Here is an 18,399-nt window from a genome sequence, read left to right as displayed (position 1 = left end):
CAACTATCTGAGATTTTTGTTGTCACACAGCCGCGCCCGTTTAGATACCCTAGCCAAATAGCATTGCTGACTACAAATTGGTGGTTTTCACTAAGTTTACGGGCAAAGCAAACTTATCAAGTCAAACTAAAATAATAAAACATTGATTTATATGGATTTTTAACAGTGGCACAATGCCTGCAACACAGCGACATATGGGCCAAGGTGACGAAAGCTACGTACGTGTCATGTTGGCCAGGCCACAAAAAACAGATTCAGGGGAAGACTATGCAGCGCCAGATTTTTAAACCACTTATCCTGTGCTCCATGCTCGCCGGCACCAGTTTGCTGAGTGGCTGTGGAGACGCCGAAGCCACCAATAACACCGACAAGCAGGCAGAAGTCATTGCCATTCCCGTGGAAGTCGCTCCTCTGAGTCGCGGCGATATCTCTTCTAATTACGCCACCACCGCCATTCTGGAAGCTAAGGAAGAGGCGTTTGTGGTAGCCCGAGCCTCCGGCATCATCCACGAAATCATGGTGGAAGAAGGCGATTATGTGGAAAAAAATCAGGTGCTGGCACGCCTGGAGACAGAGCGTTATGAGCTGAATCTGAAGCGCGCCGAGGCCAATCTGCTAGGCATCGAAAAAGAGCTGAAGAAAGTACGTGATATGTATCAGCGTAAGTTAGCCAGCGATGACGCTTTCGATAAGCTCACTGCCGCTTATGATGGCGCCAAAGCCGAACTGGAACTGGCCCGTTTGGATCTGTCTGAAACCACTATCCGCGCCCCAATTGCCGGGTTTATCGCCGAGCGTAATGCCAAGGTGGGCAATCTGACTGAATCTTTCCAACGTGAACGTATGTTTCATATCGTGCAGCAAAAACAGCTATACGGTGTGGTGCATCTGCCTGAGAAAGAACTGCCCCGTGTGCACGTGCAGCAACAAGCCAAGCTGAATGTTACCGCTTTGGGGGATAACGGCGTTAATGCTTATGTGGAACGCATCAGCCCGGTAATCGATGCTAACACCGGTACCTTTAAAGTGACGCTGCGTGTACCTAATGAAGACAACCACCTCAAAGCAGGCATGTTTGCTCAGGTTCGCCTGAACTACGATACCCATCAAAACGCCACTCTGTTGCCCCGTCAGGCGGTACTGAACATCGACGATAAGGTCAACGTGTTTGTGGTCAAGGACGGCGTTGCCGAGAAGATCCAGATCAAAACTGGCTATCAGGAAGGCAACATGGTGGAAGTGCTAAGCGGCCTTACTGGTGACGAGCAGGTGGTGATCACCGGCCATCACAACCTCAAAGACAAAGCCCCGGTCGAAATCGTTAACGGCTAATCCCGGAGGTCATCATGAGTATTGTAGATGTTGCCGTAAAGCGGCCGGTTACCGTGTGGATGTTCACTTTTGCCATCTTGTTGTTTGGTATGGTGTCTCTCTCCCGCCTGGCCCTGAACCTGTTACCTGAGTTGTCCTATCCGACCCTGACCATCCGTACCGATTACACCGGTGCGGCGCCAGCGGAGGTAGAACAACTGGTTTCCAAACCCATTGAAGAGGCTATCGGTGTGGTCAAAGGGGTACGTACTGTTACCTCCACCTCCAAAGCCGGTCAGTCTGATGTCGTGCTCGAATTTGAATGGGGCACCGATATGGATATGGCCAGTCTCGAAGTACGCGAAAAACTTGATGTGCTGTTGTTACCACTGGATGTGGAGAAGCCTCTGTTGCTGCGCTTTAACCCCAGCCTCGACCCCATCTTGCGCTTTGGCTTAGGCAAAGCCACCGATAGCGCTGAAGAGGGTGCCGCCTCCCCCATGCTGGATGTGGAATCCATGAAGCGTCTGCGTACTTATGCCGAAGAAGATTTCAAACGTAAGCTGGAGTCTGTGGACGGCGTCGCGTCTGTACGCATCGGTGGTGGTCTGGAAAACGAAATCCAGGTGCTGATTAACCAGCAAAAGTCCAGCCAGCTGAATATCAAAATCGATGAAATTATCCAACGCCTGAAGACCGAGAACGTTAATACCTCCGGCGGTCGCGTAGAAGATGGCACCCGTGAATATCTGGTGCGCACCCTGAATCAGTTTGAAACCCTGGATCAGATGCGTGATCTCTTTATTGCCAACCGCGACGGGCGCAATATCCGCTTAGGGGATATAGCTGAAGTCGAAGACAGCTATAAAGAGCGCACGTCCATTACCCGATTCAACGGCTTTGAAGGGGTAGAAATCGCCATCTACAAGGAAGGCGACGCCAATACTGTGCAGGTGGCCGAAAATGTTCAGCGCCGCTTAAATCAGCTAAAAGACGAGATCCCGGTCCAGTATGAGTTGCAGAAGGTCTACGACCAATCCCGCTTTATCGCCAATGCCATCGACGAAGTAAAGTCGGCAGCCATTATCGGTGGCATTCTGGCCATGTTTGTGCTCTATTTATTCCTTAAAAACATCTGGCCAACGCTGATTATTTCTATCAGCATTCCGGTGTCCATCATCGCCACCTTCAACCTCATGTACGGCAATGATATTAGTCTGAATATCATGAGCTTAGGCGGTATCGCCCTGGCCATCGGTCTGTTGGTGGACAACAGCATCGTGGTGCTGGAAAACATCGATCGCCATAAAAAACTGCAAAAGGCCGGCGAAGCGGGCACGGTCAAGCGTCAGCGCGTTATGCAGGCGGCAGCATTAGGCACCAAAGAGGTGTCCACCGCTATTGTCGCCTCTACCCTGACTACCATGGCCGTGTTTTTCCCCTTGGTATTTGTGGAAGGTATCGCCGGACAGCTATTTTCGGACCAGGCGCTGACCGTGACCTTCGCGCTGGGCGCCTCCTTGCTGGTCGCCCTGACCCTGATCCCCATGCTTGCCGCCCGCGAAGGCAGCAGCGAACACCAGGAAGAAGAGCCACTGGATCTTGGCCCACCCCATCAGAAATGGCAGCCCCAAAGCCGGATGGGCAAGATTGGCTACGTATTGCTGTGGCCTTTTGCCAAGTTACTTTGGTTAGTGCGCAAGGCATTTTATTTGACCTCATTGGCTATCAGCAGCCTGGTGGTATTGACCGTCAGAGTACTGAAAAAAGTTTTTGGCACTCTGTTTCGTCCATTGCTTTGGATGTTTGACAAAGCCTTTGTCGCCATCGAGCGCAGCTACTTGGTCCTGTTAAAAGGCGCGCTTAAACAACGGGTGATGGTACTTGCTTCTATTCTGGGCTTATCACTGATCTCTTTGACACTACTGCCACGCCTGGGCGTGGAGCTTATTCCCCCCATGTCCCAGGGTGAGTTTTATGCCGAGCTCACTTTGCCGACGGGCGCCCGTCTTGAAGACACCGATAAAGTGTTAGAGCAGCTGGCCACCTTCACGGAAAAACAGGAAAGTGTCGATCGCACCTATTCGCTGGCCGGTACCGGCAGCCTGATGAATGCCTCTCCCAGCCAGGGCGGTGACTATTGGGGCAAGCTCAATGTGGTACTGAAAGACGGCAGCAGCGCTGAGGATGAAGAAACGGTAATGGCGGCTATGCGTGACTACCTTGCTACCAAGGCTGGTGTTACCGCCAAATTTGGTAAGCCAGAGCTCTTCAGTTTCTCCACACCAATGGAAATACAGATCACCGGTTACGACCTGGGTATGCTGCGTACCCAGGCCGACAAGCTGGTGGCGATGCTGGAAGGCAACGATCGCTTTGCCGATGTTAAAACCAGCCTGCAAGCCGGCCATCCCGAGCTTAAAATTTACTTCGACCATGCCCGTCTGGCGCAAATCGGCCTGACCGCTTCCGAGGTCTCCAAAATGGTCGCCGCTAAAGTCGGTGGCGAAGTGGCCAGCCGTTATACCATCGACGATCGCAAAGTGGATATTCTGGTGCGCACCCAGGAACAGCAACGGGATTCGGCCGAAGATATTGCCAATATGATTGTTAACCCCGGACAAAGTCCTGCAGTGCCTTTGGGCGCTGTAGCCGATATCCGCATGTCGGTGGGTCCAAGTGAAATTACCCGTATCGGTCAGGAGCGTGTGGCTGTGGTCTCCGCCAACCTGGCCTATGGCGATTTGGGTGAAGCGGTGGAAGTGGCAAAAGCCATGCTGAGCGACCTCAATCTGCCAATGAGCATGAATGCCCGTATCGCCGGTCAGAATGAAGAAATGCAGGTCTCCTTCGACTCGCTCAAATTTGCCCTGCTACTGGCCGTATTTATGGTGTATCTGGTGATGGCTTCACAGTTTGAGTCCTTACTGCATCCCTTCCTTATTCTCTTTACCGTACCTTTGGCTTGCGCCGGCTCCATCTATGGATTGTTTATGACCGGTACGCACCTGTCGGTGGTGGTCTTTATCGGCCTGATTATGCTGGCCGGTATCGTGGTCAATAACGCCATCGTGTTGGTGGACAGGATCAATCAGCTTCGCACCGAAGGCAAAGACAAGGAAGAGGCCATCTTCGAGGCCGCCCACAGTCGACTGCGTCCGATTCTGATGACCACCCTGACCACCACACTGGGCTTGCTGCCGATGGCCATCGGCCTCGGTGAAGGTGCAGAAATCCGCACCCCCATGGCAGTGACGGTGATCTTCGGATTGTTATTCGCGACCCTGCTGACATTACTGCTTATTCCGGTGCTGTACAGCCTGTTTGACCGCAAGCGCTTTGAACCTGCGGTAGAAATGGAGGCCAGCCATGAATAAGTTCGAATCCATGGGTGCGGGTCTGGCGGAATTTGCTATCCGCCGCCCGGTCACCGTCGGCATGTTCTTTTTCTCCATGCTGCTGCTTGGCCTGATTGCCAGTCGTCTGCTGCCCCTTGAGAAATTCCCCGGCATCGATATCCCCGAGATGATGGTGGTGATCCCCTATCAGGACGCGACGCCGGCCGAAGTGGAAAAAATGGTTACCAAGCCGGTGGAAGAAGCCCTGGCGACCATGTCGGGCATCAAGCGTTTATCTTCTACCTCTAACGAAGATGGCGCCGAAATCCATATCGAATTTTCCTGGGATGAAAATATCAGTGCTAAAAGCATTGAAGCCCGGGAAAAGGTGGATGCCATTCGTCATCTGCTGCCCACTGATGTGGAGCGCATCCTGGTTTACCAGTTCAACACCAGTGATATGCCCATCTTTCAGCTTCGGGTATCCAGTGAGCGCGATCTGTCTAATGCCTATGATCTGCTTGATCGCAACCTGAAAATGCCTATCGAAAGGGTGCCAGGAGTATCTAAGGTCGAGCTTTATGGCGTGCTGAAAAAGCAAATTGCCATTCGTTTGGACTCTGAGCGCATTGCCGCTTTGCATATCGATGTGAATCAACTGACAACAGTACTGCGTGATGCCAACTTCTCAATGAGCGCAGGGCATTTTGTCGAGCTGAATCAGAAGATTATGGTCAATCCGCAAGGCGAATTTCGCAGTAAGGAAGAGATTGAAGACCTCATTGTGCAACAAGGCATTCGTCTTAAGGATATTGCCGATATCGGCTATGAAACGCCACGTCGCACCGAAGGTCGTCATTTGGATCGCACCTATGCGGTGGGCCTGAATATTTTCCGCGAGTCCGGCAGTAACTTGGTCGAAGTGTCCAAGGCTGTGCTTAAGGTAGTGGACGAGGCCAATGACAGTCCGGCGTTCAATGGCATAAACCTGTTTATCATGCAGGATGAAGCGAAAAGCGTCACCGACTCCCTCGGCGACTTGCTGAACGCCGGTCTGGTGGGCGCATTGTTGTCAGTGATTGTGTTGTATTTGTTCCTGCGTCAGGTGGCCAGTACCCTGATTGTGGTGCTTTCTGTGCCCTTCTCCATCTGTATTGCCCTGGGTTGCATGTACTTTATGGGCTATAGCCTGAATATTCTGTCATTGATGGGGTTGATGCTGGCCGTAGGGATGCTGGTGGATAACGCGGTGGTGGTCACCGAAAGCATCTTCCAGGAAAAAGAGCATGACAAAGATCCCCTTCGTGCGACCAGGTCCGGGGTCAGTAAAGTGAGCCTGGCGATGATTGCCGGTACCGCGACCACTGCCATTGTGTTTTTGCCCAATATTGTCGGCGCCAAAGTTAACGTCACCGTATTTTTGGAACATGTGGCTATCGCCATCTGTATCTCCCTGTTTGCCTCATTATTGCTGGCCCAAACCCTGATCCCCTTGTTAACCACCAAGCTCAAGCAAACCACTAAGCCCAAGGATGATAAGCCCAGCCGTTGGAAAACCTGGTATCACAATGTGTTGCAATGGACCTTGGCCCATCAGGGCAAAACGGTATTGATTGCGGTGGCCATTTTACTGTCTACCGCCATCCCAATGGGCGTAGTAAGCGGCGATGAGGATAATGAAAACCCCAATAACCAGCTGTGGCTGAACTACAACATCCAGGGTAACTTCACCATGGATGAGGTGGAGAAAGAGGTCAACCGGATGGAAGAATACCTCTACGCCAATCAGGAAAAGTTCCATATCAAGCAGGTGTATAGCTTTTTCAATGCCGGCTTTGCGGTATCCGGCATTACTCTGAATGATGATGTACCGGTGCACCAGAATGTGGTCAAGGAGATGATTAAGAAGGACTTCCCCAGCCTGGTGCGCTCAGAGCCGAGCTTTCAGTGGAACCAGAGTAACGGAGGCGTGCGTTTGACTCTACTAGGTCAATCTTCTGAGGCGTTAATGCGCATCGCCGATCAGATAGTACCGGTGCTTGAACAGGTGGAAGGGCTTACCGATGTGCGCGCCGATATCAACAGCCAAAAAGAAGAATTACAAGTGCGCATCGACAGGCAAAAGGCATTTCGATTTGGCTTATCCGCCGAGGATGTGGCCAATGTGATCGCCACTGCGTTGCGCGGCAGCAACCTGCGTACCTTCCGCCATGGTGATACCGGCGAGGTGGATATTCGTCTGATGTTCGATGAATCGCTGCAACATTCGCTGGAAGAACTGAAGCGGTTGACCATCAAGCGCGATGACACTCAAAATGTGACCCTGGATATGGTCGCCGATATCAGCGTGGCGCCAAGACTCTCTGAAATACAACGTCACTACCGCCAGACCGCTTTGGGTATTGGTGCCAATCTCAAGGAAGGCACCAGCCTTGATCAGGCCAGAGAACGTATCGAGTCCATTATGTCCAATATCGAGCTACCAGCCGGTTACAAGTGGACTTTAGACGGCAGTTTCCAACGTCAAAACCAGAATGAAGCCGTGATGCAGACCAATATGCTGCTTGCCGTTTGTATGATCTATGTGGTGATGGCGGCCCTGTTTGAATCTCTGCTGTTGCCTACAGCCGTAATCACCTCGCTGCTTTTCTCTTTCACCGGGGTGTTCTGGGCCTTTATGCTGACAGGCACCAATATGTCGATTATGGGCATGATTGGTATGCTCATTCTGATGGGAATAGTGGTCAACAACGGCATTGTGTTGGTAGACAGGATCAATCAGCTGATTAACGAAGGCCATCACGTGATTGATGCCATATTGGAAGGCTGTATGAGTCGGGTGAGGCCGATTTTGATGACGGTAGCGACCACCGTATTGGGCCTGGTGCCCCTGGCTTTGGGCAATACCCAAATCGGGGGTGACGGCCCGCCCTACTCCCCCATGGCTATTGCCATTATCGGCGGACTGATGTTCTCCACCGTAACCAGTCTGTTCCTGTTGCCGCTGACCTACCTGCTGCTACTGAAACTGCGCAGAAACACAGCGCATATGGTACAAGACAGTAAACGCCTGGTCGGCAGGTTAATCAAAGCCACTTAATTTCAGGGCGCCTTGTGCGCCCTTTCTATTTTTCCTGATCCGCTCTACATAGGGTCGACGCTTTCCCGCTGATACAGACCTCATTGTTTTCGACAAGCAGACTACTGCCGTCAATTGCTCCTTGTTCGTTTGCAAGAGCGCTTTCATTAGCGACAACTCCATAGACTAAAATCCCAGCTCTCTTGTCGAAAACCACAGACTAAGTTCTTCAAGGCAAGGGCCCTTCACACTAACCTTAAATTTCCAGGTAAAAGTGATGATCGAATTCTTAATTCGACTAGTTCATTCCTGTGGCAATGGCATTCTAGGCCCGATTAAACCTGGACTAGAGCCGTATCATGAACAAATCGACCATATCAACTCTTAATCTTGCAGATACCTATCATCCCTCCCTCAAGCAATGGTTGGGCCTTGCCATCAAAGCCTGGATTGGCGCCGTTTTTATCGGGCAGTGGATGTTCGCCTTTTATATCCTGGCGCAATTTACTTTGCCCCTGGTCACCGGCCAACTTGATGAGTCTCAATTCAGCCATATGATCAGAGGCTACGTGAATGGGCAAACCATTGATAACACGATACTGCTGTTGCATGTCATTCCGGTAATGCTGATATGCATGAGTGCGACCTTCCAGCTGGTGCCTTCTATTCGAAAGCGTTACCCGGCATTTCATCGCCTTAACGGCCGCGTATTTCTCACTGTCGGCTTTTTGGGGGCGATTAGCGGTCTGTATATGACCTGGGGCATTGGCAGCCGGCTCAGCGACTTGGGCGCTTTAGGGGTGACGCTAAACGGTATTCTGATCCCTATTGCCGTCTATTATGCGTGGCAATTCGCCCGTAAGAAGCAGTTTGCACAGCATCGCCGCTTTGCGGTTCACGCCTTTATCCTTATCAACGGCGTATGGACCTTTCGCTTGTACCTGATGGGCTGGTTTATGATCAATCAGGGGCCCTTGGGCAACAACTCGACCATTGACGGACCTGCCGATATGGTGCTCGCTTTTGCGTCCTACTTGCTGCCTATGGCCATTGCTGAATTGGTATTCTGGGCAGAGAAGCAGGCCAAACCCAAGGTCACATTAATGGCGGCCATGGGGGTGACCTTTGCAGCGCTTATCACCTTTATCGGCGTGGTATCCGCCACTATGATGATGTGGGGACCTAGGATCCTGGCTGCTTTCTAATGAAAAATCACGAATACGGCAACCATACCGTATTCGTTTATGAGGCGCTTGAGAGAGCCTGACGGGCCCCCTCAGTTTGGTGTTTGAGCCTGTATTGGTTTGGGGTACAGCCTTCGAAAGCTTTAAAGGCGCGATTAAAGGGCGCTTGCGAGGCAAAACCCGACTCGAGGCTGACAACCAGAACCGTCCACCGGTGGCTATCTTTCTCGGTTAACAGCTGTTTGGCATGGGTTATACGATAGCTGTTTACATAGTGATTGAAGTTTGGCGATGGGGTCAGATTGCGGATAGCGCGACTGATTTTATATTCCGACACCCCAAGGGCATTGGCCAAATCAATTATCTTAAGCTCTTGTTGCAGATACATTTTTTCGCGCTGCATTAGCTCTTCGATGCGTGTCAGCAATGCGCTGTCTTGTGAACAATCACTCGCTTCTGGCATTTCATTTTGGGCGTCCATCTGCGCTTTACGTTCGAGGTGTTGCCAAATAACCACCACAAAGGTGCTGATAATAATCGCCAAAGCGGATAGCACAACCAGCCAGGGGCGGGCTGCGAGACTGTCTGCGCCAGACAAGATCCCGTCGGCTACCACCGTACAACTGAAAACCCCTGCAAAAAAGGTCGCGGCAAATAGGGTGCGTTGATAGCGGCTTGCCTTTGAGCTTGAAGAGTAGCCGCGTATGGCCTCCCAAAAGGCCAGGGCTAACACTGTTGATGACAATAGCTGCGTCACTTCACCGACTGAACGCTTCAACCAGTCAACGGCGCCAGGGGACAGCCACTCAACGGAAACAAAGAGATCCAGGCTACGGCTAATGATCACCAGGATGGCGATGCTACCGGCAAACAGATAGTGACCTGCGGTGATACTTTTGCTGCCTTGGAACAGAGCACGGGATACCAGCCATACACAGTTGCAAGTTGCACAGGTCCCTAATGCAAAGAGGTATTGATAGGGGCCAATGCTATCGGCGGTGAGGTTTTGCAATGCAACCATCGACAGCGAGCCGCAAAGAACGGCAACCAGGATATGCTCAATCCTAAGGGGACGAAAAAACGCCTGGGCCACCATCACTGCCAGCGCAATGAGTAACAATAAGGAATAGGCAAAATCAATAGACATCATAGGTCACCCCAACTCGAGAGCCCCTGATCATAAAGTATGCAGTGCCGGTAATAAACTGTGTTGATGTTAGGCATTGTTACTGACAGCAACAATGCCTTGATTAGCAGGTGAAAACAGAAAGACAGAGACTACAAGCTTTTCGCAGGCATGTATGTCTTACCTTTCATCATTGTCGGGCAAATGTCGGGGTAATTTCGTCACCGACAGGGTAGGATTTCCCCTACTCTCCTACGTAAGTGCAATGAGATAACTACATGATTTTAAGGCAACTTCGTTTAAGCCGAGGGCTTTCACAAGAGCAACTTGCCCAGATGTCCGGACTAAATGTACGCACCATCCAGCGTATCGAAAGCGGACACAACGCCAGTGTGGAATCGCAGAAATGTCTCGCCGCGGCCCTTGAAGTTGATCTTCAAACCTTACATCAGGAGAGCTTTATGATTGATAAAACATCGGACAATTGGAAAACCCTCTCACCGCTGGTCAAGCTATGGTTTGCCGTGAACTTTCTGCAACTTCGTCCCAAACGACAGACGGCAATTAGAGTGTTGTGGCTCTGCCACTTCTTCGGTTTTCTGTTCTGCTGCCTGGGATGGTTTAGTGAGCCCGCCTTGGCAGGCGGCCTTATTATGCTAGGCAGTGCCTACCTCTTTCACCTGCTTACATGGCAGGGAGATAAGTACGGCCTTTGGTGCGATCCCTCTGCTTAAAACCAATTAGGGTCAGGTCTTGAAATTTGCAAGCTGCACAATTCAAGACCTGACCCCACTAGTGACCCCACTAGCTAAAGAATATTCTGGCCGGCTTCGGGGTCGCGGGCTAGTTGGCCCTGCTCTTTGATTTCCTCGGTTTCGCTGCTGATATCCTCTTCGGCATGCTGCTGATCTGCCTGAATCTCCGTCTCTTTCGTTAACCCTGTCTTGGGTGCTGCGCCTTCTTCTTTGCCTGCCTGCAACAGAGCAATACCCTGCGCCAATTGGGGTCAGGTCTTGAAATTTGCAAGCTGCACAATTCAAGACCTGACCCCACTAGCTAAAGAATATTCTGGCCGCCTTCGGGGTCGCGCGCTTGTTGGCCCTGCTCTTTGATTTCTTCGGTTTCGCTGCTGATATCCTCTTCGGCAAGCTGCTGATCTGCCTGAATCTCCGCCTCTTTCGTTAACCCTGTCTTGGGCGCTCCGTCTTCTTCCTTGCCTGCCTGCAACAGAGCAATACCCTGCGGGAATATCCGCTCCCTGGCTTCATCCGGCAAGCTGATCCCATGCTGCTCAAACTCACGCATGATGAGTCGCATCAGCACCGAGGAAACTTTTAACAGGCTATGCTCCTGGCCGTTTATCCAATAGTAATTTTTTAAGTTTACGGTGGCCGAGCCAAGACTGTTGATCAGCACCTGCGGTGGTGGTTCGGCTAATACCGCTTCATGCTTGATTAATATATCCATGGCCAGAGCCTGCGCCTGGCGAATACCCGATTCATAACCAATACCAATGGTGAAATGGCCGCGAATATTGGGATTTGCAGTAAAGTTTTTAATGATGTTTTTATACACGGCAGCATTGGGGATTTGGATATGATTGCCGTCGTAATCCACCAGGGTGGTGGCCCTGGCGGTCACCTGATGCACCACGCCGGTATGCCCCTGCACTTCAATCACATCGCCGATATTAAAAGGCCGTTGCACACTTAACAGCAAACTGGCCATAAAGTTCTCGGCAATATCACGAAAGGCAAAGCCAAGGATCAAACCCAGCACACCGGTTCCGCTTAAAATCGCCAGTGCGAACTGGGTTAATCCAGCAAGACGCAAAAAGAGATAGAGCCCCAATAAGATCAGCAACAAACTGATGGTTCGCCTCACCACCAAAGTGACTAAGGCGCTGCTACCTACAATACCCAGAGGCTTCACCAACACACGAGACAAGGGGCCAGACAGCCAGAACATCACAACAAAAAGCACCAGCCCCAAAGAGATCAGCGGCAGGTTTTGTAGCATGGACAGCATCAACTGCTGCGCTTCATGCCACAAACCTTCAACGGCAGCCACTTCTGACTGTTGGGTCGGCGCATCGGCACCCACCGCCAGCATTACATCAAATATCCGCCACATTCCGCTCGCCTTTTGTACTATGTTATTGAATCTAAAAGTGTATTAAAAACCTCAAAATTACCAGCCGGTTTTAAGGGAGATAACAGTGCACCATCATTTACTTTGCCTCTTTTTGGCACTGCTGTGTGGCCCTGTGGTTGCGCATACAGGTCATGATCATAACCATTGGACAAGCCCCTATGTGCACCTGCTACTTGCAGTTGGAATGGTCTGTCTTTTTATGTTGTTGCGCTTTTGTTGGCGGCAGCTGCAAAAAACCAATGCAGACAAGTCACACTTCTGGCCGCTTAAAAACAAAGGGCGTACCTGAGTACGCCCTGAAGATTAACCCTCGGAATGACCTTACTCGGTCACAGTAAATTTGCCCTTCATAATGGCAAAGTGACCAACGAAGGAGCAGAAGAAGGTGTAATCACCGCCAGCGGTTAACGCCGAGGTATCAAAAGTGACAGAGGCTTTTTCTCCCCCGCCAATGATATCGGTTGCCGCGATAACGCGAGCGTCATCAGGTGGCAAATACTGATTGTCCAACCCGGCAGACCATCCGGCCTGGGCAACAGCCTGGGCATCTTCGGTTTTGGCCAGCGCCCAGTTGTGCCCCATGGCGTTACGGGGCAGTTTGCCATTGTGGGTCAGGTTCACTGTCACCGTCTTACATTGAGACGCAGAGATTTCAAGCGCCGCAGGCGTGAACGTCATTGAATCTGCTACACCCACTTCCAAAGTGCAGTCATTTGCCAGGGCTTGCTGTGACAAACCCAGCAAGGCAAGCGACAAGAGAATCGATTTCTTCATTTTTTGGCTCCAAGGGTTGATAAAAAATCGTTGGCAGGCTGTCTACCAGCCCGAATGCGTTATAGCTTGTCTACGCACAAGCGAAATTGCGCTCAATATAGGGTGTTAGTAGTAAGAAAAGGCTGATGCGGATCAAAGTTTTCCCCCCACATCAGCCAAGCGCATAGTTTTTCGCCAGATTCCTGCTTAACTATTGGCCTCGTGGGTTATGGCAGGCTCTTCCTCTGGCAAATGATGTCTGGCTGCCAAATTCCAGTCTTCGAGGATCACGTACAAGCAAGGCAACACAAACAATATCAGGCAAGTAGAGGCGGTAATGCCAAACACCAGACTCACCACCAGCGGTTGCAGAATCTGCGCCTGCATACTGGTTTCCAGTAGCAATGGCAGCATGCCCGCGATGGTGGTGGCGCTGGTGATAAACACCGCGCGAAAGCGTTCTTTGGCAGCCAGCACCGCACTTTGATGTTCGTCCATGCCTTTTCGCATATGCTCCTTGATATAGGTCACCAGCAAGATGGAGTCATTGACCACTATCCCCGCCAACGACACAAAGCCCATCATGCTGGGGATGGTAAAATCATAGCCTAGTAGCAGATGGCCCCACAGGGCGCCAATCAGGGCCAGCGGAATGGCCAGCATCACCATCAGCGGTTCGATATAACTTCTGAACTGGAAGCTCAGGATAATAAACACACCAATCAGGCCCATCATAAACTTCTGACCGATAGAGGCGCCGGTACCACCACCCTCCTTCACTTCGCCCTCGTAGCTCACCGAAAGCTCCGGATACTCGGCCAGCAAGTCTGCAATCACACCTTGTCTAACCTGATTAATAATCTCCGAGGTATTGGCCAGCTCATTGTCCACATCGCCGATAATGGTCAGGGTACGCTCGCCATTGACCCGGTTGATTCTTGAATAACCGCGCGCAGGCGTGAGCTCTGCCACCGCCGAGAGCGGGATTTGGGTACCGTCACTTAAGGTAATAGGATAATTTTGCAGCTGCCACAGGCTATCTTTGTCGGCGGTGCGCAGCTTTACTTCAAGCTCGATATTTTCATCACCACGCTGGAATTCATCGGCCCGCTGCCCAAAAAAGGCGGTACGCAGTTGATTGGCGATGGTGGCCCCATCCACTCCTAAGGAAATGGCACCAGGCAGCAGTTTTACCCGGTATTCTTCCTTACCGGGGCGAAGATCGTCCATCAGGTTATTTACGCCTTTGTATTGCCAAAGGGTTTGCTGGATACGATATGAGGCCTCTTCCAATAACCCCAGATCCTTGGCATGCAAACGAATTTCAATGGCCCGCCCGGCAGGCCCAAAGGTTGGTTGCTTGAAAGACAGCGCCAACGCCCCGGGGATTTCTCCCACCGCCTCTCGCCAGCGTGTTTGCAGGGTCAGCAGGCTGGTGTTTCGATCTTCACTGGTGAGTAAATCAGCCCTTACCGTGGCCACATGGGTACCGGTCTCGTTGGCATCCAGGTTGGTGTTGTACTCCACCGTAATATGCTTGACCAAAGATTGATTGTCCGGCTGATCCTTCTGGTATTCCTTGTTCAACACTTCAAGCTTACTTACCGCATCGGCCACCACAGATTCGGTGTATGCCAAAGGGGTGCCTTGTGGCATCAGCAGGCGCATTTCCAGCAGATCCCCTTCCAGCTCAGGAAAGGCTTTAAATTTTAGTAAACCGCTGGAGAAAAGCGCGATAGAGAGAAAGAACAACCCTAAAACACCGCCAACTACCAAATAGCGTCGGGCAACCGCCTTTTCCACCCAAGTGACCAAAGTTTGACTGCGAAACTGCTCAAATTTTTGATTGAAACGCACTTTAAAGCCGGCACTTTGAAAGTTGTCTTTGTGGTGTAGAGAGTGCAACAGATGACTGGGCAGGATAAGAAAGGCTTCCACCAGGCTGACCACTAACACCGCCAACAGCACCAAAGGAAAGACTTTCATCACCTGGCCAATATCACCAGAGATAAAAGCCAGTCCGGTAAATACGGCAGCGGTGGTTAAGAAAGAAGATAACACCCCGGCAGCCACCCGTTTAACACCGACTACCACTGCCTTATCGATGGATTGCCCGCGCTCGATATGAGAGGCAATACTTTCTGCAATCACAATGGCGTCATCCATCAGGATCCCTATGGCCATCAGCATCGCCACCATGGAGATCATATTGATACTAACGCCAAGCAGGGTCATCAGATAAAACGCCCCGAGGAAAGACACCGGCAATCCCATGGACACCCAGAAGGAATAGCGCCAGGCGAAAAACAGCCACATCACCGCAAACACCAACAGGATCCCTTGCCAGGCATTGCTTATCAGCATTTTAAGGCGATCTTCGACTATCTTGGCCTGATCCGAAATCAGCGCCATTTCAACGCCAACCGGGGCAAGCTGCCTTTCCTTTTCCACAAAGTCATACACTTGCTGAACCAAATCCAGTGCATCCTGCTCCTTGGTCTTCTGGACTTTCAAAAGCGCGCCCTGTTTGCCATCAAACAGCACCTTGGCCTCGGAAAGCTCAAACCCCTCAACAACAGTGGCAATATCACCAAGCTTGATTTGTGCCCCTTGCGGGGTACCGGCTACCACCAGTTGTGTCAAACTTTGTGCGGTGACTTGCTGCTGATCGAAGCGGATCTGCAGGGTTTTACCCTGCATCTTGATATTGCCGCTGGGCAATTGCAGATTCTGACGCTCAATGCGTGAGACCACATCATTGACCGATAAGCCATATTGACGAAGCAGCGCCATATTCAGTTCAACTTTAAGTTGATGGGCCGAAAAACCGGCCATATTGACGATGGCAATGTCCGGCAGTTTTTGCAGTTTGTCTTTGATGGCTTCGGCATAGGCCTTTAGCTCAAAATCCGGCAGGTCGGCGGCAATGGCCAGGGTAATCAACGCCTCGGTGCGGCCAAGCTCTTTGATGATTGGACTTTCCGCCTCATCCGGGAAGCTGTCGATAGCATCCACTTCGGTTTTGACATCGGCCAGCAGGCGGCTGATATCGCCGCCTTCGAGCATTTCCACCTGCATCTTGGCCAGTCCCTCGCTGGCTTCACAAATGACCTGCTCAACATCACTTAGACCATCTACCGCTTCTTCCAGGGGAATACACAGCGCCTGCTCCGCCTGCTCCGGACTGGCACCAGGATAAGGCACCGTCACCTGGACTTTACTGGCTTCAATCTCAGGAAAGGTTTCACGCTTTAAGGCCGGTAAGCTGGTCAGTCCCAACACGATGATCCCAAGCATCAATAAGTTGGCGGCGGTAGGGTGTTTGGCAAAGTAGCTGATCATGGCTTGCCTCCGGCACGCTTGTCACTTTGGGCATTATCAACAGGAGCAGGACGCAGACTTCTGCCGGGAACGGCGGGCATTATGTCGCTAAGCACCACCCATTCGCCCGCTTCTATACCTTGCTGGATCACGGTAAGCCCCTGGCTTTCGAAAGCAGAGGTTACGCTGCGAATTTGCAGATTGTGCTGGTCATCCAGAAGATACAGGCGATCGCCGTGCAGCGCTTCAGAGGGCACTGCTAAGAGGGATTGTGGTTGGCCTAACACCCGCACCTGTACATACATATCATTAATCAAAGGAGGACGCTTTTTCGGATCGAAGGGCTCATTGTCAGCCGGTACTTCCACCAGCAGGGTCACCGTATTGCCCTTGGGATCGATACTCTCGCCGACGCTGATCAATTTGCCTGGCCAGACAAAACGCTGATTGCCAACGCTTAAGCTGACTTCGGCCTCTAACTCCCAGCGCTGAATATCAGGATAGGCGCCATCCTCCGGCAAAGGCCCGGCGAGATAGCGGGCAAAATGGCGCATATCATTTAAGGAAACCTGCACCGGGACCTGCATCGCGCCCAGGCGGTGAGCGCTTAGCAGCGACTCACGTTCGCTCACCACTTGCTCCAACTCGGCGCTGATATTGGCGATGCGGGCATCGAATGGCAGACGAATTTCGGTTTTTTCCAGCTTGCGCTTCGCTTCATCTAATCTTGCTTCGGCCACTTTGACCTTGGCCCTGGCCACCTCCATCTCCGCCGGGTGTTGCTTGAGGCTGTTTTCAATATCCAGTAGCTTTTGCTCCTGCGCCCAAACGTTACTTTGCTCGGCATCCACCGAGGATTGCGATACAGAGCCCTTACCCAAAAGGCCCTGCTTACGTTTTAACTCTTTATTAAGGATATCCAGACGCTGACGCTCCAGTTTCACCGACAGACTCAGTTTGTCTTTGTTCAGTGCCAGGCGCGCCAGCTCTGCCTCGGCCGATTGCAGATCTGATTTGGCTTGCGCCAATTTAAGCTCGTAGTCCACCGGATCGACCTTTAGCAGCAGGGTACCCTGTGTGAGGGTTTTACCCTGCTCTAACTCAGGATGACGATAGATCACCCGCCCGGAGACCTCGGCAAGCGCCTGCCACACTTCTTTGGGTTGGGCACGGCCAAATCCCAGCACATAGGGTCGCAGATTATGTTGCTGTACCTTTACCACCGACACCAATGGCGGTGGATTACTGTCTTCCCGCAGGCCAGGTCCGGGTCTGAGCTTGGCCAGGGCAATCAGAATAACCAGTCCAGCCAGGGGCAGAATCAATAGCCAACGTCTTTTTTGCCAATCCAGTTTCATGGCTGTTTCTCCTCTGTCTCCTGGTTAGTTTGCTCAGGCAAAAAAGCACCGGTAGCCATAATCTCGCCGTTGTGGGCGGCTAAAAAAGCGAGAAAATCATCATTAAGTTCGAAGCCGTCCATATCCTTTGCCAGACTGGCGGTCAGCCAGGGAAAGATCATCAGGGCTACGCAATTCATCCGTATCAGGCGGGGATCCAAATGGGGCTTAAGTCGTCCTTGCTGTTTCATGCTGCCAAGCAACCTCTCGAATGCCGGAAAGCCGTCGTAGCGGAGCTTGTCCAGCAGAAAGTCGCGGCACTGTCCCTCGCCCAAGGCCAGCTCTTTGATCATCAAAATGGGAAAAGCCGGCGTTCGCTTCATCACCTGATAATAGAGATTAAACAGGGTGTGGAAGTTGACCTGGGGGTTGCTGTCCAAAGCTTCCATCAACTGGCCATGCACCTGCCCCATTACCGCATTAAACATTTCCTTGTACAGGCCTTCCTTATTAATAAAGTAGTAGCGGATCAGCGCCGCATTTACGCCGGCCTCTTCCGCCAGTAAACGGGTGGTGACCTGATGATAGGGCATTCGGGTAAAACAGCGCTTGGCAGCCTCAATCAGCTTGTCTCTGTTATCGTCCGCCCCGGATGGCGGTCTGCCGCGTTGTGACATGGTAATTTCCTGAATTCGAATTAATCGGGTGGCTAATTTTTAAGGATAGCCGCTTAATTCACCATCCGATTAATTATCCAACATCCGGGGATTTGATGAATTACCCAAGCTAATCAAAA

The 18,399-nt window shown here is 51.6% G+C and carries 12 protein-coding genes; 5 read left to right on the top strand and 7 right to left on the bottom strand.

Annotated elements, in window-relative coordinates; all coding sequences use genetic code 11:
• The first annotated feature begins 267 nt into the window (after window positions 1-267).
• From P2G88_RS07910 to P2G88_RS07895, 4 genes are all read left to right on the top strand, one after another.
• On the top strand, window positions 268-1,332 hold the full coding sequence (locus tag P2G88_RS07910; RefSeq protein WP_275795302.1) for an efflux RND transporter periplasmic adaptor subunit: 1,065 nt from the start codon (window positions 268-270) through the stop codon (window positions 1,330-1,332).
• A gap of 14 nt (window positions 1,333-1,346) precedes the next feature.
• Window positions 1,347-4,688, top strand: coding sequence for an efflux RND transporter permease subunit (locus P2G88_RS07905; RefSeq protein WP_275795301.1), 3,342 nt, complete (start codon window positions 1,347-1,349; stop codon window positions 4,686-4,688).
• Window positions 4,681-7,749 carry an efflux RND transporter permease subunit gene (locus P2G88_RS07900; RefSeq protein WP_275795300.1) on the top strand — a complete coding sequence of 1,023 codons (3,069 nt, stop codon included), beginning with the start codon at window positions 4,681-4,683 and terminating at the stop codon, window positions 7,747-7,749. Before P2G88_RS07905 ends, P2G88_RS07900 begins: the two co-directional genes overlap by 8 nt.
• 338 nt (window positions 7,750-8,087) lie before the next feature.
• Window positions 8,088-8,933 (top strand): DUF2306 domain-containing protein, encoded by an 846-nt coding sequence (locus P2G88_RS07895; RefSeq protein WP_275795298.1) that lies wholly within the window; start codon window positions 8,088-8,090, stop codon window positions 8,931-8,933.
• A 37-nt stretch (window positions 8,934-8,970) separates the two neighbouring features.
• Here the strand turns inward: P2G88_RS07895 and P2G88_RS07890 are convergent, their stop codons facing one another.
• Entirely contained in the window at window positions 8,971-10,062 is a 1,092-nt protein-coding gene (locus P2G88_RS07890; protein ID WP_275795297.1) for a helix-turn-helix domain-containing protein, read from the bottom strand.
• A gap of 254 nt (window positions 10,063-10,316) precedes the next feature.
• Here P2G88_RS07890 and P2G88_RS07885 point away from each other — a divergent pair, with 254 nt between their 5' ends.
• Window positions 10,317-10,772 carry a helix-turn-helix transcriptional regulator gene (locus tag P2G88_RS07885; RefSeq protein WP_275795296.1) on the top strand — a complete coding sequence of 152 codons (456 nt, stop codon included), beginning with the start codon at window positions 10,317-10,319 and terminating at the stop codon, window positions 10,770-10,772.
• A 74-nt stretch (window positions 10,773-10,846) separates the two neighbouring features.
• Here the strand turns inward: P2G88_RS07885 and P2G88_RS07880 are convergent, their stop codons facing one another.
• The 6 genes from P2G88_RS07880 to P2G88_RS07855 form a co-directional block, all read right to left on the bottom strand.
• A complete protein-coding gene (locus P2G88_RS07880) occupies window positions 10,847-11,038 on the bottom strand; it encodes a hypothetical protein (RefSeq protein WP_275795295.1) in 192 nt (63 codons plus the stop codon).
• Between the two features lie 56 nt (window positions 11,039-11,094).
• A complete protein-coding gene (locus tag P2G88_RS07875; RefSeq protein WP_275795294.1) occupies window positions 11,095-12,171 on the bottom strand; it encodes a mechanosensitive ion channel family protein in 1,077 nt (358 codons plus the stop codon).
• Window positions 12,172-12,513: 342 nt separating this feature from the next.
• Window positions 12,514-12,966: an azurin gene (azu, locus tag P2G88_RS07870; RefSeq protein WP_275795293.1), complete on the bottom strand. Its 453-nt coding sequence runs from the start codon at window positions 12,964-12,966 to the stop codon at window positions 12,514-12,516.
• 186 nt (window positions 12,967-13,152) lie between these two features.
• Complete coding sequence (locus P2G88_RS07865; RefSeq protein WP_275795292.1) at window positions 13,153-16,287, bottom strand: efflux RND transporter permease subunit; 3,135 nt, start codon at window positions 16,285-16,287, stop codon at window positions 13,153-13,155.
• Entirely contained in the window at window positions 16,284-17,624 is a 1,341-nt protein-coding gene (locus P2G88_RS07860) for a hypothetical protein (RefSeq protein ID WP_275795291.1), read from the bottom strand. The genes P2G88_RS07865 and P2G88_RS07860 overlap by 4 nt, the downstream gene beginning before the upstream one ends.
• The gene (locus tag P2G88_RS07855) at window positions 17,621-18,280 is read right to left on the bottom strand and encodes a TetR/AcrR family transcriptional regulator (protein WP_275795290.1); all 660 of its coding nucleotides are present in this window, start codon (window positions 18,278-18,280) and stop codon (window positions 17,621-17,623) included. Before P2G88_RS07855 ends, P2G88_RS07860 begins: the two co-directional genes overlap by 4 nt.
• Between the last annotated feature and the right edge of the window lie 119 nt (window positions 18,281-18,399).

The sequence above is a fragment of the Aliiglaciecola sp. CAU 1673 genome (assembly GCF_029223185.1).
Taxonomy (GTDB): Bacteria; Pseudomonadota; Gammaproteobacteria; order Enterobacterales; family Alteromonadaceae; genus Bowmanella.
The sequence above is the reverse complement of the archived record's forward strand: the minus strand, read 5'-3'. Positions and strand labels throughout refer to the sequence as shown.